This is a genomic window from Brevibacterium zhoupengii (assembly GCF_021117425.1).
In the GTDB taxonomy this organism is placed as follows: domain Bacteria; phylum Actinomycetota; class Actinomycetes; order Actinomycetales; family Brevibacteriaceae; genus Brevibacterium; species Brevibacterium zhoupengii.
The window spans coordinates 1,021,587-1,044,383 of sequence record NZ_CP088298.1; the positions used below are offsets into that span (position 1 = coordinate 1,021,587).

21 protein-coding genes are annotated in these 22,797 nt (G+C 64.2%); 16 read left to right on the forward strand and 5 right to left on the reverse strand.

All coding sequences use genetic code 11. From position 1 onward, the window contains the following. The first annotated feature begins 11 nt into the window (after positions 1 to 11). Genes LQ788_RS04550 through LQ788_RS04570 form a run of 5 tightly spaced genes read left to right on the forward strand, consistent with a single transcriptional unit; the run spans position 12 to position 2,408 of the window. Positions 12 to 545: an O-acetyl-ADP-ribose deacetylase gene (locus tag LQ788_RS04550; protein WP_231445572.1), complete on the forward strand. Its 534-nt coding sequence runs from the start codon at positions 12 to 14 to the stop codon at positions 543 to 545. A gap of 22 nt (positions 546 to 567) precedes the next feature. Beyond that, positions 568 to 900 (forward strand): hypothetical protein, encoded by a 333-nt coding sequence (locus LQ788_RS04555; protein WP_231445573.1) that lies wholly within the window; start codon positions 568 to 570, stop codon positions 898 to 900. Beyond that, positions 897 to 1,265 carry a VOC family protein gene (locus LQ788_RS04560; protein WP_231445574.1) on the forward strand — a complete coding sequence of 123 codons (369 nt, stop codon included), beginning with the start codon at positions 897 to 899 and terminating at the stop codon, positions 1,263 to 1,265. Before LQ788_RS04555 ends, LQ788_RS04560 begins: the two co-directional genes overlap by 4 nt. An 8-nt stretch (positions 1,266 to 1,273) precedes the next feature. Beyond that, positions 1,274 to 1,816 (forward strand): thiamine pyrophosphate-binding protein, encoded by a 543-nt coding sequence (locus tag LQ788_RS04565; RefSeq protein WP_231445575.1) that lies wholly within the window; start codon positions 1,274 to 1,276, stop codon positions 1,814 to 1,816. 1 nt (position 1,817) lies between these two features. Beyond that, positions 1,818 to 2,408 (forward strand): thiamine pyrophosphate-dependent enzyme, encoded by a 591-nt coding sequence (locus tag LQ788_RS04570; protein ID WP_231445576.1) that lies wholly within the window; start codon positions 1,818 to 1,820, stop codon positions 2,406 to 2,408. Here LQ788_RS04570 and LQ788_RS04575 read toward each other — a convergent pair. Next, entirely contained in the window at positions 2,393 to 3,151 is a 759-nt protein-coding gene (locus LQ788_RS04575; RefSeq protein WP_231445577.1) for an SDR family NAD(P)-dependent oxidoreductase, read from the reverse strand. The genes LQ788_RS04570 and LQ788_RS04575 overlap by 16 nt on opposite strands. Positions 3,152 to 3,344: 193 nt before the next feature. Here LQ788_RS04575 and LQ788_RS04580 point away from each other — a divergent pair, with 193 nt between their 5' ends. Beyond that, on the forward strand, positions 3,345 to 3,923 hold the full coding sequence (locus LQ788_RS04580; protein WP_231445578.1) for a dihydrofolate reductase family protein: 579 nt from the start codon (positions 3,345 to 3,347) through the stop codon (positions 3,921 to 3,923). A 3-nt stretch (positions 3,924 to 3,926) separates the two neighbouring features. Here the strand turns inward: LQ788_RS04580 and LQ788_RS04585 are convergent, their stop codons facing one another. Continuing rightward, complete coding sequence (locus tag LQ788_RS04585; protein ID WP_231445579.1) at positions 3,927 to 4,667, reverse strand: GTP pyrophosphokinase; 741 nt, start codon at positions 4,665 to 4,667, stop codon at positions 3,927 to 3,929. A 104-nt stretch (positions 4,668 to 4,771) separates the two neighbouring features. Between LQ788_RS04585 and LQ788_RS04590 the strand changes: the two genes are divergently transcribed. Then, positions 4,772 to 5,035 carry a DUF2277 domain-containing protein gene (locus tag LQ788_RS04590; RefSeq protein WP_231445580.1) on the forward strand — a complete coding sequence of 88 codons (264 nt, stop codon included), beginning with the start codon at positions 4,772 to 4,774 and terminating at the stop codon, positions 5,033 to 5,035. Then, entirely contained in the window at positions 5,032 to 5,424 is a 393-nt protein-coding gene (locus LQ788_RS04595; protein WP_231445581.1) for a DUF1304 domain-containing protein, read from the forward strand. The genes LQ788_RS04590 and LQ788_RS04595 overlap by 4 nt, the downstream gene beginning before the upstream one ends. Here LQ788_RS04595 and LQ788_RS04600 read toward each other — a convergent pair. Next, positions 5,414 to 6,187 (reverse strand): IclR family transcriptional regulator, encoded by a 774-nt coding sequence (locus tag LQ788_RS04600; protein WP_231445582.1) that lies wholly within the window; start codon positions 6,185 to 6,187, stop codon positions 5,414 to 5,416. The two genes, LQ788_RS04595 and LQ788_RS04600, sit on opposite strands and share 11 nt — an antisense overlap. Positions 6,188 to 6,408: 221 nt before the next feature. Here LQ788_RS04600 and LQ788_RS04605 point away from each other — a divergent pair, with 221 nt between their 5' ends. Genes LQ788_RS04605 through LQ788_RS04615 form a run of 3 tightly spaced genes read left to right on the forward strand, consistent with a single transcriptional unit; the run spans position 6,409 to position 10,346 of the window. Beyond that, on the forward strand, positions 6,409 to 7,872 hold the full coding sequence (locus LQ788_RS04605) for a benzaldehyde dehydrogenase (RefSeq protein ID WP_231445583.1): 1,464 nt from the start codon (positions 6,409 to 6,411) through the stop codon (positions 7,870 to 7,872). Positions 7,873 to 7,920: 48 nt separating this feature from the next. Further along, positions 7,921 to 9,183, forward strand: coding sequence for an MFS transporter (locus tag LQ788_RS04610; RefSeq protein ID WP_231445584.1), 1,263 nt, complete (start codon positions 7,921 to 7,923; stop codon positions 9,181 to 9,183). Continuing rightward, complete coding sequence (locus tag LQ788_RS04615) at positions 9,180 to 10,346, forward strand: PrpF domain-containing protein (RefSeq protein WP_231445585.1); 1,167 nt, start codon at positions 9,180 to 9,182, stop codon at positions 10,344 to 10,346. The genes LQ788_RS04610 and LQ788_RS04615 overlap by 4 nt, the downstream gene beginning before the upstream one ends. Positions 10,347 to 10,365: 19 nt before the next feature. Here LQ788_RS04615 and LQ788_RS04620 read toward each other — a convergent pair whose 3' ends face one another. Then, entirely contained in the window at positions 10,366 to 13,014 is a 2,649-nt protein-coding gene (locus LQ788_RS04620) for an ExeM/NucH family extracellular endonuclease (RefSeq protein ID WP_231445586.1), read from the reverse strand. Positions 13,015 to 13,225: 211 nt separating this feature from the next. Between LQ788_RS04620 and LQ788_RS04625 the strand changes: the two genes are divergently transcribed. Beyond that, a complete protein-coding gene (locus LQ788_RS04625) occupies positions 13,226 to 14,407 on the forward strand; it encodes an FAD-binding domain (protein WP_231445587.1) in 1,182 nt (393 codons plus the stop codon). Between the two features lie 29 nt (positions 14,408 to 14,436). Here LQ788_RS04625 and LQ788_RS04630 read toward each other — a convergent pair whose 3' ends face one another. Continuing rightward, positions 14,437 to 17,871, reverse strand: a complete 3,435-nt coding sequence (locus tag LQ788_RS04630; protein ID WP_231445588.1) for a bifunctional proline dehydrogenase/L-glutamate gamma-semialdehyde dehydrogenase — start codon at positions 17,869 to 17,871, stop codon at positions 14,437 to 14,439. Between the two features lie 184 nt (positions 17,872 to 18,055). On the opposite strand from LQ788_RS04630, the gene LQ788_RS04635 reads away from it, so the two are divergent. The 4 genes from LQ788_RS04635 to LQ788_RS04650 all read left to right on the forward strand — a co-directional run bounded on the left by LQ788_RS04635 (position 18,056) and on the right by LQ788_RS04650 (position 22,692). Then, on the forward strand, positions 18,056 to 19,636 hold the full coding sequence (locus LQ788_RS04635; RefSeq protein WP_231445589.1) for an FCD domain-containing protein: 1,581 nt from the start codon (positions 18,056 to 18,058) through the stop codon (positions 19,634 to 19,636). A 94-nt stretch (positions 19,637 to 19,730) separates the two neighbouring features. Continuing rightward, entirely contained in the window at positions 19,731 to 20,342 is a 612-nt protein-coding gene (gene udk / locus LQ788_RS04640; protein ID WP_231445590.1) for a uridine kinase, read from the forward strand. Positions 20,343 to 20,395: 53 nt separating this feature from the next. Next, positions 20,396 to 22,111: an HNH endonuclease gene (locus LQ788_RS04645; protein WP_231445591.1), complete on the forward strand. Its 1,716-nt coding sequence runs from the start codon at positions 20,396 to 20,398 to the stop codon at positions 22,109 to 22,111. A 62-nt stretch (positions 22,112 to 22,173) separates the two neighbouring features. Further along, entirely contained in the window at positions 22,174 to 22,692 is a 519-nt protein-coding gene (locus LQ788_RS04650; protein WP_231445592.1) for a hypothetical protein, read from the forward strand. The last annotated feature ends 105 nt before the right edge of the window (positions 22,693 to 22,797 follow it).

Here is a 22,797-nt window from a genome sequence, read left to right on the forward strand (position 1 = left end):
AGACTCGGACCATGAAGATCACGGTACTCGAGGGAGACATCACCGAGGCCTCCGTGGACGCGATCGTCAACGCCGCGAACTCAAGTCTGCTCGGCGGTGGCGGTGTCGACGGTGCCATCCACAAAGCGGCCGGGCCCGAGCTGCTCGAAGCCTGCCGAGAGGTACGCCAAACCAGCCACCCACGTGGACTTCCTGCAGGTCAGGCTGTCGCCACGACCGCCGGTGCCCTCAAAGCAAGGTGGGTCATCCACACCGTCGGCCCGAACCGCCATCAAGGCGAAGCCGACCCCGAGGTGCTCGAATCCTGCTTCGAAGCCAGCCTCAACGTGGCAGCGGAACTCGGCGCCACCTCGGTGGCCTTCCCGGCTATCGGCGGGGGAGTCTACGGCTGGTCGGCCAGGGACGTCGCCGAGGCGGCCCACTCCGTGATCGTCGAAGGCCGCGAACGCGGGCGCTGGGAGCAGGTCGCCGAGGTGGTCTTCGTCCTCTTCAGCGACTCGATGACGAGCGTGTTCTGCCAGGTCTTCGACCACGACCAGTGGTGAGAACTGGGGTTACGCTCTAATTATGGCCGCAACGTACGAAGAGTTCATGACCATCCCCTTCGCCGCCGCTGACGTCTGGCGAAGAGCCATCGAGGTGATCAACAAGCAGCCGGGTGTCGCTGGTGTGCACATGCAGCCTGGCCGTCTGAGCGCGTCGGTCAACGTGAATTGGCGACGCTGGAGAGAGAACCTCACCGTCAACGTCGACGAGGTGCCTGGCGGGACGGTCGTGCGCATCCGAAGCGAGTGCGCGTTTCCGCTCCAGATCATCGACTGGGGAAAGAATCGGGAGAACGTGTCCCAGATCAGGCGAGGGCTCGAGCCTCCCCACGCACCGGAAGTAGGAAGACGATGAAGATCCGCGACGTCATCCCCGACATTCCGGTATCCGACATCGAGGCGGCCCGAGGATTCTACGAAGACTTCCTCGGCCTGGGCACCGAAGAGTTCAACTTGGGCTGGGTGGCCCGCTTCACCTCGGCGGAGACCGGAGCCCACGTCCAGCTCGTCACGAAGGACGCCACCGCTCCCATCACCCCGGTGCTCTCGCTCAAGGTCGATGACATCGATGCCGCCTACGCCGAGGCTGTCGACCGTGGCCTCGACATCGTCCATCCGCTGACGACCGAAGATTGGGGAGTAACGCGCTTCTTCGTCCGCGACCCCGACGGCAACGCCATCAACATCACCCAACACCGGGCGACCGAAGACAGGGAATGAGGAATTCCATGACAACGAAGTCATATACGCAGGCCGTCGCCGATGGGATCTGGAGCGCCGGTACCGACCTCATCGGCTACGTACCCTCGGTCACCATCGCCCCTGTCATCGACCATCTGATCACCGCCGACGGTGGGACTGCCGGAATCTCAGAGCGAGTGAAGCCGCTCTCCCGCGAGGAAGAAGCGGTCGGAGTCCTCGGTGCCCTGCCGCTGGCCGGAAAGTTCGGGGCGATCGTCATGCAGGACAACGGCTTCGGCAACAGCCTCACGGCACTGACGACGTTCTCGCTGTCCTACCATCTGCCGCTGCTCATCTTCGCCAATACCCGTGGCGGCCCGGGGGAGTACAACTCGATGATCCATTCGATCAGCCAGCCGATGCCGACGATCCTGCGCACTGCGGGACTCCACGTTCTCGAGCTCGATCGTCGTTCATCGTCCGAGGATTGGGAGCAGACCGTCGCCGAGGCGGGTGTTCATGCTCGTATGACCTATCGTCCCGTCGTTGTCCTCGGCTCCTTCTGGAACACCGATGGGAAGGTGGCCTGAGATGAAGCGCATCGAAGCACTCGAGGTCCTCAACGGGCTGACCGCCGAACTGCCGGTCGTCGTGACGTGCGCGGCGACGAGTCGTGAACTGGCCTCCGTGGAGAACCGGGACAACCACTTCTATGTCCTCGACTCGATGGGCCTTGTCGGCTCCATTACTACCGGTCTCGCCATGGCGGCCAAGGACTCAAACCTGCCCAAGGTCATCGGGCTTGAAGGCGACGGGTCCCTGCTGATGAACCCGAACGTGCTGCCCACCGGAGGATTCCTAGGAGCCGAGAAACTGTTTCTCATCGTCCTCGACAATCAGGTGTACGGATCGACCGCAGGGCTGCCGACCTATTCCTCACGCGTCGACCTCGGTAAACTCGCCGAAGCCGCGGGCTGGACGGTCGGCCGAGCCGAGGACGCAGCTCAGCTGCGCGACGAATTCGATCGCCTGCTGACGACGACCGGGCCGACGCTGCTGCATGTGAGCATCGAGGCAGGCAATGCCGCCGATATTCCCAAGCTCCTCGTCGACCCGGTCGTACTCGCCCACCGCTTCCAGTCGTGGCTGACAGCGAGGCTCGAACCTCACGCCGCCGTGTAGCCGCCGTCGATGAGGTAGTAGGCGCCGGTGACGAACGAAGCGTCGTCCGAGAGCAGGAAGTTCACGACCTTGGCGACCTCCTCGGCGGTGCCCAAGCGGCCGAGCGGGTGCTTGGCCTTAAGTCCTTCGAGGGTCTCCGCGTCGAGACTGCTCTCGACCAGCGGTGTCATGATGTAGCCGGGTCCCACCGAGTTGATGCGCAGGCCCTGTGCTCCGTATTCGGCGGCGGCGTTCTTCGTGATCCCGACGACGCCGTGCTTGGCTGCGGTGTAGGCGCCGCTGTTGATCGCAGCGACCGAACCGTGAATCGAGGCCATATTGACGATGGCGCTGTCCTTGGCTCCGGCCTTGAGCATCGCGGGAATCTGGTAGCGCATGCCGTAGAGCACGCCGTTGAGGTTGATGTCGATGACCTTGTCCCAGTCATCGAGGTCAGTCTCACCTGCAGGCGCAGGTGCCCCGCCGATGCCGGCATTGTTCACGGCATAGTTGAGGCCGCCATACGTGTCGACGGCGAACTGGACGACCTTCTCAGAGTCTTCCTTCGCGGCCGTGTCCTGCTTGATCGCCGAGGCGGTTCCACCGTTCCCGGTGATCGCGTCGACAACGCGCTGGGCGGCGTCGAGATTGATGTCGGTGACGACGACGTTCGCGCCCTTGGCTGCGAGTTCCTTGCTGATGGCTTCGCCGAGGCCGGAGCCTCCGCCGGTGACGAGTGCGACCTTGCCCGTGAAATCTGCCATTGTGATGACCTTCTTCCATTATCCGACGAGCCCAGAGTTTGTGGCTCTCACCAGGGGCAACGAAGTTCAGAGCACCGAAATTCCGTCTCCTCGGTCACGTCGCCTGCTACCAGCCTTGCCACCGCCGTCCACCGGTGGTTCAATTGAGAGAAAGTGATTGTCAAATGCAATCACTTCTGCTCAAGGAGGAGCGATGGCAAGAGTCACATGGGGTTTCACGGCGTCACTCGATGGGTTCATCACCGGCCCGAATCACGATATGTCCTGGATGTCCGGTCTCGGTTCGCTCTCTGACGGCACCGTGGAGGACCTCGCCTCCCAGGTCGCCGTCATCATCTCCGGCCGTCGTGGCTATGACGCCGCAAAGGCCCAGGCGGCCGAGCGCGACGAGCTGACCTCCGAGGCCTACGGCGGGGCGTGGGAGGGTACCGAGTTCATCCTCACCCACCGTCCCGAGGAGCTCGCCGAGGACACTGCGATCACTGCTGTGAACTGCTCCATCGCCGAGGTGGTCGATCGGGCCCGGACCATCGCCGGCGATCGAGACATCCAGATCATCAGCGCCGACATCGGTCGGCAGGCGCTCGAGGTCGATCTCATCGACGAGATGCAGGTCTTCGTCGCGCCCATCTTCCTCGGCGACGGCACACGTATCTTTGACGTGCCCGGTGGCCGACGCGTCTATTGGGAGCTGGCTGAGGTCGACGAGGCGAACACAAGTGCTTGGTTTCGCAGGTTTCGTCCGCGCCGCCAACAGGATCTCACGCCATAAAGTTCACTCGGACTGGTTGCTCAGCTCCCAGAGGATGCGCAGCGCCTCGTCATCGAAGTCCTCGCTGGCAGTGTTGGGCTCGCTGTCGTGGACCTCGGCATGCAGCTGCTCCATCTTGCGATCGAGCTGGCCGGCCACCTCGGCGGCCTGAGTGAGTTCCTCAACGAGTCGATCGGGGACTTCGCCTTCGAATTTGTAGTGGATCTTGTGTTCCAGGCTGGCCCAGAAGTCCATGGCGATGGTGCGGATCTGAACCTCACAGATGACCGGGGTCCGTCCCTGGCTGAGGAAGACGGGCACCTCGAGGATCGCGTGCAGGCTCTTGTATCCGTTGGGCTTCGGATCGGCGATGTAGTCCTTGATCTCCACGACCCGGACATCGTCCTGCGCGGTCAGCATCTCCAGCACCTGGTATGTGTCGGCGATGAAGCTGCAGGTGATGCGGATGCCTGCGATGTCGGTGATGTTCGCGCGGATGACCTCGATGTCGAGCGGGAGCCCACGCCGATTGACCTTCTCGAGCAGACTCCGCGGCGACTTCACCCGTGAGGTGATGTGCTCGATCGGATTGTAGCTGTGAGCGTGCTCGGACTCCTCACGCAGAATGGAGATCTTGGTCAGCAATTCGTTGATGACGAAGCGGTGCTCCAAGATCAACTGAGAGAAATCCTGCCGCAGGGCGCGCACGCTCGCCACCTGGCCAGGGGACAGCGCCAAGCTCGAGGGGTGCTGGTGTCGGCTCATGATCCTCCGTGAGTGGCGTGGTCAGTGCCTTGCAAGTTTATCCCCGGCCAGTCCCCGCGGCGCTCGCCCTATCCTGTGTCAGTCTCGCGGCGTACCGTAAGACCATGTGCAGGAACATCAGAACCCTTCATAACTTCGAACCCCACGCGACCTCGGACGAAGTGCACGCCGCGGCGCTGCAGTACGTGCGCAAGATCGCGGGCACAACGAAGCCCTCCCAGGCCAATGCCGCCGCTTTCGAAGCAGCCGTTGAGGAGATCGCCCACACGACCCAGCATCTCCTCGATGCGCTGGTGACCACGGCCCCGCCGAAGAACCGTGAGGTCGAGGCCGAGAAGCGACGAGCCAGATATGAGGCCCGTACATGACGATCCTCGGGCTCGTTCTCGCAGGGCTGGCCGCGGCCCTGCACGTCTTCATCTTCTACCTGGAATCGATGGCCTGGACGAGTCCGCGTGCTCGGGCGACATTCGGCACCAGCGAAGAGTATGCAGCTGCCACGAAGTCGATGGCCTTCAACCAGGGCTTCTACAATCTCTTCCTCGCCCTCGCGGTCTTCATCGGCATCATCGTCTGCCTCGCGGGCGCACCGATGGTCGGTCTCACTCTCGTCTTCACCGGAGTCGGATCGATGCTCGCTGCGGCACTCGTGCTCGTGGCTTCGTCACCCGACCTCGCCTCCTCGGCGATCAAGCAGGGCCTTCTGCCTCTGCTGGCGGTCGTGTCTCTGCTCATCGGCATCGCGATCAATCCATGACTGATTTCCCCTGCGCCTCGAGGTCCTTCGTGATCCCCGCCGAGGCGGTGCGCAGGGCCTGCATGATCGCCGGCCCGCCCACGTGATGTTCGGAGTCGACGACGACTCCGAGGCCGGCAATCGTCAGTCCGGTGCTGTCGAAGACGGGCACCGCGATTCCCGTGGTGCCGTCATCGATATGGCCGACGAGCTCCGCGAAGTGATAGGTCCGGATCGAGGCGAGCATCTTGCGCAGGACAGCCGGATCGGTCGTCGTCTTCTCTGTGATCGCAGCCAGCGGACCGCGCAGATAGGCTTCGCGCACATGCTTCGGAGCATGAGCGAGGAGCACCAGCCCACACGAGGAGGCGTGGGCGGGAAGTCTCCCGGCCGTCTTCGAACGGTGGACGACAGCAGTCGGCTTCGACATCCTCTCGATGATGAGCACCTCGCGTTCGCGCAGGATCCCCAGCTGGGTGTTCTCGCCGACGAAATCGTGGACGGCCGTCATATGAGGTCGGGCAAGGGTGGCCAGGTCGACGGCGTCGGAAGCACGATTCGACAGCTCCCACATTCCCACGCCGATGCGCAGCCGCCCGTTGGGGTCACGCTGCAGCAGATTGTGCCGCATCATGTCGTTGATCAGCCGGTAGGCCGTGGACTTCGGCAAGGCGGCTCTCTCGGAGAGCTCCTCGGTGCTCAGGCTCTGATGATCGGGGTCGAAGGAACCGAGGACCCGGACCAGACGATCGATCATGGAATCGCCCGATTGAGAGTTCGCCATAACCGCAATCGTAGCCCCGGGCGACTCGAATTCTCAATGAATGGACCCGCGATGGCTCCTCGTGGTCCGCATCACTATTGTGGCCGGTAGGCGTGACATCGCCGTGCATCAGCTGTGCCCGAATCGGTCGACCTCAAGGGAGCGGCAGCCAGCGGCAGGTGAGCGCGGGACGAGACCATCACAGTCACCACCCGACCAGCGAAGGAACAGGGACGAACGACATGAGCGAGAACAGTTTCCTCGGCACCCAGTGGCACGAGAAGATCTTCACCGGCACGTGGACGAACGGCGCCGACGAGTCCTATGACGTCATCGAACCGGCAACGGGGGAAACCCTGGGCCGCCTGGGCTCTGCGAACGCCGACGATGTGAACGCGGCCGCCACTCGTGCTGCCGCCGCGCAGAAGGAATGGGCGAAGACGCCACCTGCCGAACGCGCCGCCGTCCTCCGCCGGGCCGGTGCGCTGTGGGCCGAACACGCCGAGGAGCTCTCCGACTGGATCGTCCGCGAATCCGGTGGCATCCCGGCCAAGGCCGGGCTGGAAGTCAGCTCCGCAGAGCAGATCTGCTACGAATCCTCAGCCCTGCCCAGCCACCCCAAGGGGCAGGTCCTGACCTCGAACGAGCCTCGCTGGTCGTTCGCCCGTCGGGTGCCCGCCGGAGTCGTCTCCGTCATCGCACCGTTCAACTTCCCACTCATCCTCTCCATCCGCTCGGTCGCCCCGGCGCTGGCCCTGGGAAATGCGGTTCTGCTCAAGCCGGACCCTCGCACCGCGGTCTGCGGTGGTGTGAGCCTGGCCCGCATCTTCGCCGAGGCTGGCCTTCCCGAGGGACTCCTGCAGGTTCTGCCCGGAGGCCGCGAAGCCGGCGAAGCAGTCGTCGCAGCGCCCGAGGTCACGGTCATCTCCTTCACCGGATCGACGGCCGCCGGACGCAAGGTCGGCGAAGCTGCCGGACGCCTACTCAAACGCTGCCACCTCGAATTGGGTGGAAACAATGCACTCGTCGTCCTTCCGGGGGCAGAAGTCGGTCCGGCCACCTCGGCGGGAGCCTTCGGTTCCTTCATGCACCAGGGACAGATCTGCATGACCACCGGCCGCCACCTCGTCCACGATTCCATCTACGACGAATACGTCGAACAGCTTGCCGAGCGCGCCAAGAACCTGCCGGTGGGCAACCCCGCCACCGAAGAAGTCGCACTGGGCCCGGTCATCGATGACAAACAGCGCACGAACATCCGCGACATCATCGACAAGTCTCAGGCAGACGGTGGCCGACTCGTCGCCGGAGGCACCGGCGAGGGCGCCTTCGTGCCGCCGACGGTGCTGGCGGACCTGAGCCCGTCGAACCCGGCCTGGACGCAGGAGATCTTCGGACCTGTGGCGCCCGTGAGCCGATTCTCAACTCTTGAGGAGGCCGCGGAACTGGTCAATGCCAGCGAATACGGGCTGTCCGTGGGCATCCTCGGCGATGTGGGCATGGCCATCGAACTGGCCGACCTCGTCGATTCCGGCAAGGTCCACATCAATGAGCAGACCGTCTCCGATGAGGCGAACGTGCCCTTCGGCGGCACGAAGGACTCCGGTAACGGATCCCGCTTCGGTGGGGCAGAGGCCAATATCGAGGCCTTCACCGAAACCCAGTGGGTCACGATGCGCTCGCAGATCGCCCCGTACCCCTTCTGATTCCTCTGCACACCGACTGCTCGAACACCTGAACGACCGGAGACACTGATGTCCACACCTGCCGCAGCCTCTGACGCTGCCACCACAGCTCGCGCGACCGATACTCGTTGGCCGGCGATCCTGTGCTGGCTGGCCGTCGCCCTCGAAGGCTTCGACCTCGTCGTGCTCGGGGCCGTGATCCCCGAGCTCCTGGCGACCAACGCCATCGGCTTCACCCCCGAGGCCGCGACCCTCGTCGCGACACTGAGCCTGGTGGGTGTGGGCCTCGGCGCTGCAACGGTGGGACCGATCGCCGACCGCTTCGGTCGCCGCTACACGATCATCTTCTGCGTCCTCTTCTTCTCCATCTTCACAATTCTCGTCGCGTTCTCTCCCAACGTCGCCCTGTTCACCACATTCCGGTTCATCGCCGGACTGGCACTGGGCGCCGTGATGCCCGGCTGCTTGGCCTACATCAGCGAGCACAACAAGTCGGGCAAGACCGGCAAGGCGACGACGCTGACGATGACCGGCTACCACGCCGGTGCCGTGGCGATCTCCCTGCTCGCCGTCTTCTACTCCCACAACTGGCACCTGCTCTTCATCGCCGGCGGCGTCGCCGGACTCGTGCTCGTCCCACTGCTGTGGTGGAAGCTGCCGGAATCTCAGGAGTTCGTCGACGCTCAGGCCGCGAAGGCCCATCCAGCCGAGGTCTCGACGACTGCGGCCCCGAAGACCGGAATGGCAGGGCTGTTCGTCGGCCGGTTCAAACTGGTCACGATCGGTGTCTGGGCCGCCAGCTTCATGGGTCTGCTGCTCGTCTACGGGCTCAACACCTGGCTGCCGAAGATCATGGCCGACGCAGGCTACGAAGTCTCCGACTCCCTCGTCATGCTCTTCGTGCTCAACCTCGGCGCCGTCGTCGGACTCATCATCGCCGGCTGGCTGGCAGACAAGCACGGCACCAAGCCGATCGTGCTCATGTGGTTCCTCCTCGCAGCAGTGTTCCTCGCGGCACTGAGCATCCCGATGACAAGCCAGATCCTGCTCAACATCGCCGTCTTCATCACCGGCGTCTTCGTCTTCTCCGCCCAGGTCCTCGTCTACGCCTTCGTCTCAGCGATCTACCCGCCCACCGCACGCGGAACCGCGCTCGGCATGGCCTCGGCAGTCGGTCGCCTCGGCGCCATCGTCGGTCCGTTCATCACCGGCACCCTGGTCACTGCGGGCATCGCCTACCCGTGGGGCTTCTACCTCTTCGCCGTCGTCGCCGTCCTTGGCTTCGCGGCGATGGTCATCGTTCCGAAAGCCGTGGACCACGCCGGCCGATGACTCACTGGATCGACGCCGCATTCGTTCGCGGAGGTACGAGCAAGGGACTCTACTTCCGCGCCGATGCCCTGCCCGAGCTGGACGAAGTGCCGGCACCGGGAATCGCCGGGGACACCTCGGCGTGGGATGCGATCTTCTGTTCTGCGCTCGGCTCTCCGGATGCCTTCGGCCGTCAGCTTGACGGCATGGGCGGTGGGATCTCCTCGCTGTCGAAGGTGATGGTGGTGTCCGCGTCAACGCGGGCAGGCGTCGACCTCGACTACACCTTCGGTCAGGTCTCCGTCGCCGAGGCGGTCGTGGACTACTCCGGCAACTGCGGAAATCTGTCCTCGGGTGTCGTGCCCTTCGCCCTGCAGGCCGAGATCATCTCCGCAGCCGACGGGTGGCACGTCTTCCGCCTCTGCAACACGAACACCGGAAAGCTCGTCGACGTCGGCCTCACCGTCGTCGACGGCCAGGCTGCGGTCGCAGGAGATTTCGAACTCACCGGTGTCAGCGGCACCGGAGCACCGATCGAACTCATCTACCCCGATCCGGCAGGCAGCCGCACCTCGGGGCTTCTGCCCACCGGAGTGCCCTCGGAGTCGATCGATGTCGATGGACGCATGTTCAACGTCTCCATGGTCGACGCGGCGCTGCCCGTTGTCATCGTTCCCTCCTCGGCGATCAGCCTTAGAGGCGATGAGTCTCCGGAGTCCATCGACGCCAATCGTCCCTCGATGCTGATGATCGAGGAGCTTCGGCGCAAAGCGGCGGTGCGGATGGGGTTGTGCGAGACGCCGGAGACCGCTCCGCAGGTCGTGCCCAAGGTCGCGGTCGTGACCTCACAGAAGCCGACGACCCTGCTTGACGGCACCAGCTTGGGCGCGAGAGATTCCGATGTCGTCGTTCGCATGGTATCGATGGGTCAGACTCATAAAGCGGTGCCGGGTACCGGCGCCATGTGCCTGGCCGCGGCCGCGCAGATCCCCGGCACCATCGTCCACGGCATCATCGCCCGTTCCGAGCATTCGGTGCCCGGCCCCGAGGTCCGCCTCGGCACACCTTCGGGCGTTGTCACCGCCTCCGCGGTCTGGGATGAGACGGCGAAGACCGTGACGGCTGCCTCCCTGTTCCGCACGGCACGGGTGCTCATGGTCGGGAAGGTTGCCGTCACGGTCTGAAACCGCCAGGCTGGAGCGCTCAGAAGCCCTTGTCTATGCCGTTCTTGCCGGCATTGTGATTGCCTCTGGCGGTGCCGTTCTTGCCAGCATTCTTCCCACCGTTCTTCCCGGCATTCTTTCCACCGTTCTTTCCGGCGTTGTGGTTGCCGTCCGAACCGCCGTCCTCATCGTCGGCCCCGAAGAGCCCGACGACCACAGGATCGTGGTCCGAGGCACGGTACGGGTCCGGGGCGTAGAAATCGCTGATGTTGTAGTTGAAGCGACTGTATTCGAGGGCAAGAGCCTCGACGGAGTTGATGTTCCAGACATCGGCACCGGTGATCGCATCGAAGGCACTCGAAGGCAGATCAGCCTGCGCGCCGGGAGCCGCCGCCTGGCCGGCTTCCGAGTTCGAAGAGTCCAGCGCCAGCACATGGTCGAGGCTGCCGGTGCGGGACTTGAACACGTAGGTCGACTTGTCCGTCATCTCGGACGCGACATCCTTGAACCCGGCTTCGTAGAAGACCTGCATCGGGTCCTCCTGCGTGTAGGCGTTGAAGTCACCGAGGAGGTAGACGAAGTCGGAGTCCGCTGCTTCCTTCTGCTCACCGGCGAAGTCGACGAGCGATGTCGCCTGCCTCACCCGGTCCGCATTTGAGGCACCCTGGCCGTCGCCGCTGTCCTCATTGCCCGGACCTGAGCCCGAACCCTTGGACTTGAAGTGATTCGAGATCGTCACGAAGGTCTTGTCCGTGTCAGCCTCACCCGACTCGTCCTTCGGCGCGAATGCCTGCGAAAGGGGTTCGCGTGCGTTCGAGAACGCGGCCTCATCGTCAAGGATCGTCGAATCCTTCTGCGGAGCCACCTCGGCGGGCTGATAGATCAAGGCCGTGCGGATGACGTCCTCGTCGGCGGGAACATCGGCGGGGGAGGGAACGAAATCCCACTTATCGGTGCCAGCGGCCTCGTTGAGACGCTCGACCAGAGTCGAAAGTGCATCATCGCGGTCCTTGCCGAACGCGGCAGAATTCTCGATCTCCATGAGAGAGACCACCGAGGTGTCGAGCTTGTTGATGGCCGAGACGATCTTCGTCTCCTGGCGCTTGAGGCTCTCTGCGTTGGCAGCACCGCGGGCATCGCAGCCGCCGCGAACCGTGATCGGGTTGCCCTCGCGGTCCTCATAGTAGTCACAGCCGGAGAGCTGATCGCCGGTCGTCGTGAAGTAGTTGAGGACGTTGAAGCTGGCCAGGCTGACCTGTCCGCCGACGGCCTCCGGAGCCTCTGTGCGGGTGTCGGCGAAATTCACCGGCTGAATCGCTTCAGCGTTGTCCCCGGTCAGGCGCGTCGTGGGCTGGAAGCGCCACTTCTCATGGTCGAAGCCCAACACCACGGGAGAGGTCATCGTGGCGCTCGCACCGACACGCACAGGGGCGTCGTTTGAGACATAGGGAAGAGGAACGTCCTTGTCGTTCTGCAGGTAGTTCACGGTCGCGCCGTCGTCGAGGACGACCTCGCGCTTAAGGTTCTCGGCCTCGACGGCCTTCGCCTCATCGCTGCCGGGGCGGGCGACATCGGTGGGCTGGGGAAGGGTGCCCTCTCCGGTGGCCAAGACGACCTCGCCGTAGGTGTTCGTATTGTAGTTGTCGGCCACGGTCATCTCACCGCTGGGCTGCAGGAGCATGCCCTCGAATGCCTCGCGTGCGGCAGCTTCGGTGGGGAACGCGTCCTCGACCGGCTTGACCGCCTCGGCGGGCTCATCCAGGACTGTCATTCCCGTACTGCTGACGGAGATCTGGGTCTGACCGTAGCGCTCTGAGACCGCGCCGGTGAGCTCGAGGTGATCGCCGATGCTGATGTCGTTGACCGAGTCGGGAGAGTAGACGAAGACGCCGTCCGAGGCTCCGGGAGTCTCGTCCTCGGTTCCGCCGGTTCCCTGCGTCTGCACGTAGTAGCCGTTCAGCCCGCCGGTCGGGTACGCAGCGGTGACGACTCCCTGTGTCTTGACGGTGGTGCCAGCCAGGGGACTCTCCTCGCCGGTGCCCTGAATGTCGGCAATCGGGGTGACGTCCTCGGGTGCCGGATCATCGCCGTCGCCGTCGCCGCCGCCGTCGCCATCGTCGCCGGGAAGCGCGTCGGGAGTCGGTGTCGCGGACGTCCAGCTGCCGTTCTTAAGCTGGATCGACTGCTCGCCTCCGGCAGTGGCACCCGTGGGTTCGGCATCCTTGCCGACAAAAGCCTCAGGCGTGTTCGTGTTCGCCTTGCCGGTGACTCCCTTGCCTCCGACGACCCCGCCGATCTGGGCGAATGAGACGAGCGTGCCGTCATCGTCGATGGCATAGGCGCTCGAGCCGTAGTCGCCGTCAGCGGCGGACCCTGACTTCACGGAGTTGGTGATGAGAACCTCGACCGCGAGTGCTCCGGAGTCGCCGACGGTCGTGCCCGCGGGAACAGTTGTCGTGTTCTCTGCGGCCTGGACGCTGCCGCCGCGAGTCACAGACCCGAAGGTCCATCCCGAGACGTCGGTGCCCGGCTCGGCCGCGATCTCGATGAAGTCGGTGTCGAGCGTATAGGCGATCTCGCTGATGTGGGGACCCTCGGCAGCGGCTGCCGGCGTTGCCGGAAGGGTGAGGCCGATCGCCGCGACGAGGCTGAGCGCCGCGCACGAGGAGGCCGTCTTGGAGACTGTCATGGGAGCCTTTCGGAGTTTGAGCACCGTGGAAGATGACGGCGCAGACGCATGCACACTATCCGTTGTCGGGGCGTCATCGGTGACGACCTTGTGAATACGATGTGAACTGACTGTACTATGCCTCACTGGTATTGGCGCTGGTACTGAGTCTGGCACTGAGGCTGAAAGATCTAGACTGATGGCGAACCATCGATCTGCAGGGAGGCAGAAGATGCGCGTGCTGATTGTCGGAGCCGGAATCGCCGGCTCCACGCTGGCTTACTGGCTGAAGCGAGCGGGACATGAGCCCACTCTTCTCGAGCGTTCACATGGTCTGCGCCGCGGCGGATACCTCATCGACTTCTGGGGCACCGGATTCGATGTGGCAGAGCGGATGGGCCTGGTGCCCAGGCTGCAGCGAGAAGGATACGAACTAACGGAGGTCCGCGACGTCGCATCAGACGGCCATCAGGTCGCGTCGCTTGATCCCCAGCGTATTGCCGCAGGAGCCAGCGGCCGATATGTCAGCATCCTTCGATCTGATCTCGCCGCCGCGATCTATGACAGCCTCGACGAAGGAGTCGAGACGATCTTCGGAGACACCGTCACCCGACTCACGGAGGGCGAACGGAGCATCAGCGTCGAGTTCGACCAAGCCGCCCCACGCGAATTCGACCTCGTTGTCGGTGCCGATGGACTGCACTCACAGGTTCGGACGTTGGCATTCGGTGCGGAGGAGAACTTCGAGCGCGACCTCGGGATCGCAGTCGCCGCATTCGATGTCACGGACTACCGTCCACGAGACGAACTCGTCGCCGTCATGCATGCCGAGGTCGGATTTCAGGCGATCCGCGTCGCGCTGCGAGACGACGTGACGATGTTCATGCTCACCTTCCGACATCACGGCCCAGTGCCCATCGACGATGTCAGTGCCCAACAGGAGCTGCTGCGCACGAGTCTGGCCGACGCCGGTTGGGAGATCCCAGAGATCTTGCGCCAGCTGCCGCATGCGCGGACGCTCTACCTCGACCGGGCGAGCCAGATCAGGATGCCCACGTGGACCAGCGGCAGAGTCGCACTCATCGGCGACGCCGCGGCGAGCCCGTCGTTGCTGGCCGGTCAGGGTTCGGCATTGGCGATGGTCGAAGCGTATGTGCTGGCGGCCGAATTGTCTGCCACGCCCCAGGATCATCGCCGAGCCTTCGCCGCATACGAACACCGGCTGATGCCGATGCTGCGCAGCAAACAGGACGCGGCCAAGGGGCTCGGCACAGCATTCGCCCCGCGCAGCCGCCCACGCCTGATCCTGCGCAACACTGTGATGCGGCTGATGGGATTCCCTCCCGTCGCAAACCTCGCCATGGGCCGCAGCCTGCGAGACCCGATCGAACTTCCAGCCTGGCCGGGTGACTGAGCTCAGACACCCGACCGACTGCGCTCTGCTCAGGCCTTAAGCTCAGCCGCCAGCTCGTGGAAGTCGCGGCTGGGGTTGCCGAAGCGGTGCAGAGTCATCGACACTGCCTGCTCCTGCACGTAGTACCGCATCTCGACCCTCGCCGAGGAGGTCACCGGCTCATCGATGACCGCAACCTCGGGACGTGGTGCCGTTGCAGCCAGCAGCTCAGGCTCCTGCGGTCCGAGCACGCGGATGCGAGCTCCGACGGAGTCGTCGTAGCGACCCTGGGCGACCATGTCGGCGAAGACCGTAGCGGACTCGGTGCGAGCCGCAGCCTCGGCGTTCGTGGCAGCGATCTTCACCTCGGAGGCGACGTCCTCTGCGATGGACAGCTGCACCGTTGATCCGACGGACTTCGCCGCATGCAGCGAGCGCTCCAAGTCGAACACCGTAGCCGCCGAGGTCACCCGCAGGGTGACCGGACGGGGCCGGTAGCGGAAGATGTTGGCTTCCGAATGAAGGCCCGTGTGGTCCTTCGCAGCACCGAACTCACGTGCCAGCCACCGCTCATCGTCGGCCTTCGCCAGCTCGAGGTTCTGGCTCGCGTCAGTGGCTCCCGGCAGAGTGGAGGGATCGTCGGCGTAGTGACCGAAGAGCATGAGGTAGTTCGGTCCACCGGCCTTCGAGCCGAGCCCGACGGAGGACTGCTTCCAGCCGCCGAAGGACTGGCGCCGCACGATCGCGCCGGTGATGCCGCGGTTGACGTAGGCGTTGCCGACCTGGACCTCGTCGAGCCAGGTGCGCACCTCTTCGGGATCGAGGGAGTGGATGCCGCCGGTGAGGCCGAAGTCCACAGCGTTCTGGAACTCGATGGCTTCGTCGAGGTCACGGGCGTGCATGAGACCGAGCACGGGCCCGAACACCTCGGTCAGGTGGAAAAAGGATCCCGGCTTGACGCCGTCCTTGATTCCCGGACTCCACAGGCGGCCCGTGTCGTCGAGCTGCTTGGGCTCGAGCAGCCAGGACTCACCGGGCTCCAAAGAAGTCAGTGCTCGTTCGAGCTTGTCGGCGGGATCCTCGGTCAGCGGTCCCATGGTTGCCGACATGTTCGCAGGCCAGTCGACGACCATCGACGAGGCGGCATCGATGAGCTGGCGCCGGTAACGCTCGGAATCATAGGTCGACCCGACCATGATGCCCAGCGAGGCGGCCGAGCACTTCTGCCCGGCATGGCCGAAGGCGGAGTACACGAGGTCGGCAACGGCCAGGTCGCGGTCCGCCGCGGGAGTGATGACCAGGGCGTTCTTGCCGGAGGTCTCCGCATTGACGTGCAGGTCAGGACGGAAGGACTTGAACAGAGCGGCCGTCTCGGAGGCACCCGTGAGGATGACGCGATCGACATCCGGATGGGCGACGAGGTGACGGCTAAGGTCACGGTCGGACGGGGTGCACAGCTGCAGCACGTCCTTCGACACGCCGGCTTGCCACAGGCAGTCGATGATGAGTGCCGAGCAGTGCTGGGTGGGCTTCGAGGGCTTGTGGATCACGGCCGAACCTGCGGCCAAGGCTGCCACGGTGCCACCGGTGGGGATGGCGATGGGGAAGTTCCACGGCGGGGTGACGACGACCATCTCATCGGGGACGAAGTTCGCCCCCTCGAGGGTCTCCAGCTCCGCGGCGTTGAGAGCGTAGTAGCGGATGAAGTCGATGGCCTCGGAGATCTCCGGATCGGACTGCGAGGGCATCTTGCCCACCTCGGCGGCCTCAACGGCGATGAACTCACCGCGGCGTGCGGCGAAGATCTCGGCCGCACGGTGGAGGATCTCACCACGACCGGCAGCACCGAGCTCGCGCCAGGCCTTCGCCGCCTTGCGACCACCGGCGATCATCTCATCGAGCTGCGCAGCCGAATCGACCTTCGGCGTCTTCGGGCGGTCGTCGAGGTATCCGGGGGCGGTCGCCTCGGCGATGATGGACTTGACCCACTTCTGGTTCGCGGGCAGCGAGGGATCGGTGTCGGGCTCATTGAAGAATTCGGTCGGCGCCGTGTCCGGAACATCGCGCTCGGCCGCACGATCCTGCCCGCGGTTGGGCAGGGGAGCAGTCTCGCCGTCTGTCGCGAGGATGCCCTCGAGCTGTCGGACGGAGTCTTCGAAGCGGTTGGCCTCACGGACGAAGACGTCGTTGCCGTTGGCCAGGTCGAAGATGCCGGACATGAAGTTCTCGGACGAGGAATTCTCCTCGAGCCTGCGCACGAGGTAGGAGATGGCGACATCGAATTCCTTCGGGTGCACGGCCGGGACATAGAGGAGGAGGTCTCCGACGTCCTCGGTCACCGCGGCGGCCTGTTCCGAGGCCATGCCCTGCAGCATCTCGAACTCCACCCGGTTCGTGACCTCACGGTCGACAGACAGGTGGTGGGCGAAAGCGATGTCGAAGAGGTTGTGGCCGGCCACGCCGATGCGCAGCCCCTTCATCCGCTCGGGGGTGAAGAGCCAATGGAGGACGCGCTTGTAGTTCGCGTCGGTGGACTGCTTCGAGTCGCACGTGGTGGCGGGCCAGCCGGCGATCTCCGCGTGGACGGTCTCCATCGCCAGGTTCGCGCCCTTGACGAGGCGAACCTTGATTCCGACCCCGCCGTTGGAGACGCGTTCGTTGGCGAACTCGCTCAGGCGCTGTACGGCACCCAGGGCATCGGGCTGGTAGCCCTGGATCACGATGCCGGCCTCGAGGTTCTTGAACTCGGGTTCGGCGAGCAGACGCGTGAAGACCGCGATCGTGAGCTCGAGGTCCCGGTACTCCTCCATGTCGAGGTTGACGAACTTGGACCCGGTCGGTGCCTTCGCCGCCTGCTGGTAGAGCGGGCGCAGGCGTTCGACGACGTAGTCGACGGTGTCGTCGAAGGCCCACATCGAGATCTGAGAAGCGACGGAGGAGACCTTGACGGAGACGTAGTCGACGTCCTCGCGCGCCAGCAGACGGTGGGTCTCTTCGAGGTGATGATCGGCTTCGCCATCACCGAGGACAGCCTCGCCGAGGAGGTTGATGTTGAGCCGGTGCCCGTCGGCGGTCAACGTGGAGACGGCCTTGCCGAACTGCTTGTCGCGGGCATCGACGACCATGTGCCCGACCATCTGGCGCAGGCGGGTCCGAGCAGCGGGGACGACGACCTGCGGCGCGATCTTGGCCAATGCGGCACCGGTCTTGATCTGGGCACGGTCGAGTGCGGACATCGTCTCGGGAGCGAGTTTGCCGACCTCGGCCAGGGCATCGGCGGCGGCGTGCACGTCATCGGTGCGCACGACCCGATCGACGAATCCGACGGTGAAGTCGAGTCCGTTGGGGTCCGAGAGCACCGCCGAGAGGCGTTCGGCCGCAGGGTTCTTCGCAGTGGTCTTGCTCGTTGCCACGCGCAGCCATTTGCGGACGGTGTCGATGGAGCGACTGGTGAGCTGATCGAGATCAGAATCTGTGTGCAACAACTGCTCGTTCCTTTTCTGTTGGACGAACTCTGGGTGAGTCTGGCTGGCTCTGTGCCGAGTGTTCCCGCGTCGTCGTTGACCTTTGACGGGATCGTTGAGATCAGTATGCGCCGGAGCAAATGCGGAGTGAAGGGTTCGTGACTCATCGCAGACATAGTTGAGTCAGAAGTAATAGAATAGAGTGATGTATTCCTCAGAGATGCGCCGTGCCGCTGTCGCCGGGACGACCTCAGCCTCCATCGCCGAGGTGGCTGCGCAGTTCGACGTCTCACCGTCGAGTCTGCGTCGGTGGATGTTGCGATCCGACCTGGAAGATCGCCCGCGCAGCGGCCGTCCCCAGATCCAGAGCACGGCAGATCAGGTCATCGAAGCCCTGGTGAGCACGGCAGGGGCGAGGATCTCGGGGAAGGACTATTCGACCCGGGCACTGGCCGAGGCCACCGGTCTGAGCCAGAGCATCGTATCTCGCGCAATGAGGGGAATGACGGTGCCACGGGATCAGGTGCGCGGCGGCGATGAGATCACCGTTGTAGCGGGAGGATTCCCCCTGGTCATCATCGGCATTCGCGCGGCTGATCAGCGAGGCGGAGATGATATCGCTGGCAGTGGTGGTGACGGAGGTGGAGGCTCGATTGCAGTCTCGGCACGACGAGTTCAGCGCCGCATCGCCGGCATCGTGGCCGCCCTGCGTTCAGCCGGGGTTCAACACTGGCCGCAGCGATTCGACAGTGAGCATCGGCAGACTGATGCCTCGGCGATGCTCGAGCTGCTTCAGGCTGGAGGCGAGCGGGAGCGCTTCGTCGTATTCGATCCTCACAAGGAGACGAGCGGAGGGGTGGCTGAGAGCCAAGACACGGCAGAGAGCGCGAACATCGCAGTCCATCGCGACTTCGCGGAATTCCTCGACGCCGCCAAATCTGCTCTTGCCGCGTGCCGCGACGTACCCGGTTCCCTGCTCGACATGCTCGCCGCCCGAGTGCGCCACGGTTTCGAGGGGGTCATGTGGCGGGAGGCGAGCCACAACGATGCTCAGAGAAGTTCCATTAGTTCTGACTCAATGGAGATCTCTTCGTGGTTGCCGAAGGAGACGCGCTCCATCACCGAACACCTGGCGATCGCACTGCGTGAGGAGATCATCGACTCCGGATACGAGCCTGGAGACCGAATCAATCCGCGTCTCCTGTCACGACGGATGCAGGTGCCTCGGTCGTCGGTGGATGCCGCACTGCGGCGCATGGTCGATGACAAACTCCTCGACGGTTCCCGTGGCGGAACGAGGATTCCGCTGATCACCACCCTCGACGTCCTCGACCTCTACGCCGGACGCATGGCAGTGGGCGAGGTTCTCCTCCGGTCCCTGGCACTGAGGCCCAAGCGCTACTTCGTACCCGTGCAGCTGGCGCTGCGGCAGGTGGAGGCATCGGCGGCCACGAAGAGCGGCATCGACGTCGAAGACGCGGACCTCCACTTCCAGCAGGAACTGGCACGAGCCTCCGGACTGCGGCAGAGCACTCGAGCCTTCGAAGCTCTGACCCTGCGTCTGCGCCTGTTCATCTCGGTCCTGCAGCTCGACTACTCACCAGCCAGCGACCGCATCCTCATCGATGATCGTGCGATCTTCAAAGCGCTGTCGCTGGGCGACGCTGACACCGCTGTGAGTGCCTGGCGCGGCAAAGTCGACAACGCGGTCAGGCACATGGCCGGACTCTTTGCTCGCCGTAGGTTCGACCAGGACCTCTGGGCACAGCTGACACGGAGCGGATGAACACACCCGCCGGACAACCTCGGCGAGGGTGACTGGTATAAATTTGGGGAAAGTCAGTGCTGGAGTTCGCAGAGTCGAAAGGGATAGCTGAACCGTGGAGACCTTGATTGTAGGCGTGGCCGGCGGCACCGGCAGCGGAAAGACGACCCTGACCCAGGCGCTGTTGGACAAGTGCGCGGGCCCGCCATCAGTACTGTTCCACGACAACTACTATCGGCGCCGGGATGAACTGACCTACGAGGAACGGGAGAAAGTCAACTACGACGACCTCGACGCCTTCGACAACGACCTCTTCGTCGAACACCTCAGCGCTCTGCGGTCTTCGCAGGCGGTCGAGAGTCCCGTCTACGACTTCTCGATCCACAACCGCAGCGATCGAACGACGCTTGTCGAACCCTCACCGGTCATCATCGTCGAGGGCATCCTCATCTTCGCAGAACCTCGGATCTGCGATCTGCTCGACATCAAGCTCTTCGTCGACACGGACGCCGACGTTCGCCTGCTGCGACGGATCAAGCGTGACGTGGTCGAGCGGGGACGCACGCTGCAGTCTGTCGAGGACCAGTACATCGGCACCGTCAAGCCGATGCATGAACTCTATGTCGAGCCCTCGAAGCGCAATGCAGACATCATCATCCCTGATGGCGGGCATAACATCGTGGCCATGGACATGGTGCTCAACCGCATTCAGAGGGACGTCGGCTAGTATCCCGCGTGGTCGGGAAATCTCGTGTCAGTGGCGACTCGTAGTGTGTTGGTATGGACGCGATACCCGTTCCGGAGACTCCACCGGCGGATCATGATCTCATCGCCGAGATCGACCGCTTCGCTTCCATGCTGCGCGGCGCCGCATCTGCGGTGACCGAGTCCGCTGCGCTCGCTCGGATCGGCGCCCTCGAGTCCCTCAAAGCAACGATCGCCTCAGTGCAATCGACCGAGGCTGTGGCCTTCGAGGTGCTGCGCCGGCGTCGCGATGCGCTCAACCAGGTCCCGGACCGCGACTGCGGCACTCACGCCGCCGAGGAGATCGCCTTGGCGAAGCGAGTCTCACCGGGCAGCGGCCGGAAGTTCCTCTCCGCTTCACGAGCAATCGTCGGCGAACTGCCCAACACCTTCAAAGCGCTGTCCTCGGGTGAGATCTCCGAGGACAAGGCACGCATCATGGTCGACGAGACCGCGTGCCTGCCGACCGCCGACCGACGCAAGGTCGACACACGAATGAAATCCAGCCTGGCGCCATCCGGTCTGCGGAGTCTGCGGACCGAAGCGCGAGCCCTGGCGGAAGAGATGAACGACGAAGCCGCTGCCGAACGAGTGAAGAAGGCAACGGCCAATCGGCGTGTGTCGATGACCCCGCTCGAGGACGGGATGGGACGTGTCTCTGCGATTCTGCCCATCCAGCAGGCGGTCGCGGTCTACGAAGGACTGCGAGAAGGAGCAGATTCAGCGCTGGCAGCCGGAACGGCGAAGGGGCGCAGGCATAATCAGATCATGGTCGACACCCTTGTCGAGCGACTCACCGGACAGGCAGGCGCCGAGGCGGTTCCGACCGAAGTCCACCTGGTCATCGAGGCGGAATCCCTGTTCTCCGACGGCATGGTTCCCGCGTGGCTGCCCGGATACGGCCCCCTGCCAGCCAAGACGGCCCGCAGCTTCATCGCCGCAAATGAGGCAGAGGTCTTCATCCGCCGCATGTTCACCCAGGTCACCGACGGTCAGCTGGTGGGCATGGAATCACGCTCCCGGACCTTCACCGGACGGCTCAGGCAGATGGTCGTCTACCGCGATGACGTGTGCCGCACGCCATGGTGCGATGCCAGGATCAAGCACGCCGACCACGCCGAGGGATACGCATCCGGGGGAGCGACCTCGTGGGAGAACGGCTCGGGACTGTGCGCGGCCTGCAACTATGCCAAGGAACACCCAGGGTGGAAGCACGAAGCCACGGCCCAGGGCCTGAAGGTCACCACACCGAGCGGCCTCGACTACGAAGCGGCAACACCTCCGTTCGTCAGACGAATGAAATACCCACGACCAGGTACAGCACCACCGGATGCGAACGGCGCCGACGATTGGCGGCTGCAACTCGCTGGGCTGCTCGAACCGCAGAGAGACCCACCTGAGACCGATTCCGAGTCGAATTTGGAGTCGGAGTCAGGCGACGGCGACGGCGGCGGGCGCGAGGTGGAGCTGCCATACCTCCCGATCTCGGCGTCGGAGGCCAGGAAGTTCGTGGAAGCGAAGCCGGCAGGGGAGCCAGCGGCCGAGCCGACGCCCGCAGGGGACACCCTCGAGTGCGAAATCGCCGAGGTGGTCGATCCTCCACTCATTCCGCCGACGATAAGTCGTCGTTACCGTCCCCGGTCCCGTAGGCCTGGGCGATCTCTGTCCTCCGGCCGACGGCGTGTGCCAGCGGCATCGACGGGCAGCGCAGTTGAGGAAGGGCTGCGCGAGGGAATGCTCGACGCCGGGTGACGTGCTGAGACTGCAACAAATCCGACACGGCTGACACCACGATCTGCCTCAAGATTCTGAGTATGAACGTTGACGATGGCAGCTCTCATGGACCCTCCGACCGAACAAGGCGCCTGCGCCGGATCGCGAGTCTCCTGCCACTGGCCACTGTCGCCGCGTGGGTGATCACGATCTTCGTGCCCATCCTCGACAGCGGCAACGATGACGGGCCGAGGATCAGGATCACGTCGCTGGGGGAGACCCCGTTTGATCAGCCGACTGCTGTTCCGGGATTCTTCGCAGTCTGGCTGTTAGTGGTCGTCTTCTCGATCCTGCCTCTGCTCTTCGGGATCTCGCGCTGGTGGTCCGGTGCAGCGATGGTCATGGCCGTATTCCTCATCATCATTCTCGTCGTCGCCGCTCTCAACCCGCCGTCTCTGATGTGGGACGGCCAGACTGCTGACGGAATGCCGACAGGTGGCATGGAAGTCGCACTTCCCGACTTCGGGTTCTTCATAAGTTTGGTGGGAGCTTTGGCGCTTGGCGCAGCGGGGAGAGTCGGATGGTCTGCTGACAGATCTCGTCCGAGGCGACAGCCGTGATTGCGCGCAAGACTGCAAAGAGTCGCCCACGCCAACGACCAGATGGGCGGAAGGCCCGAATCGTTGCGAGGCTGTTGCCGATTCTGGCGCTGTGCGCGTGGGTGA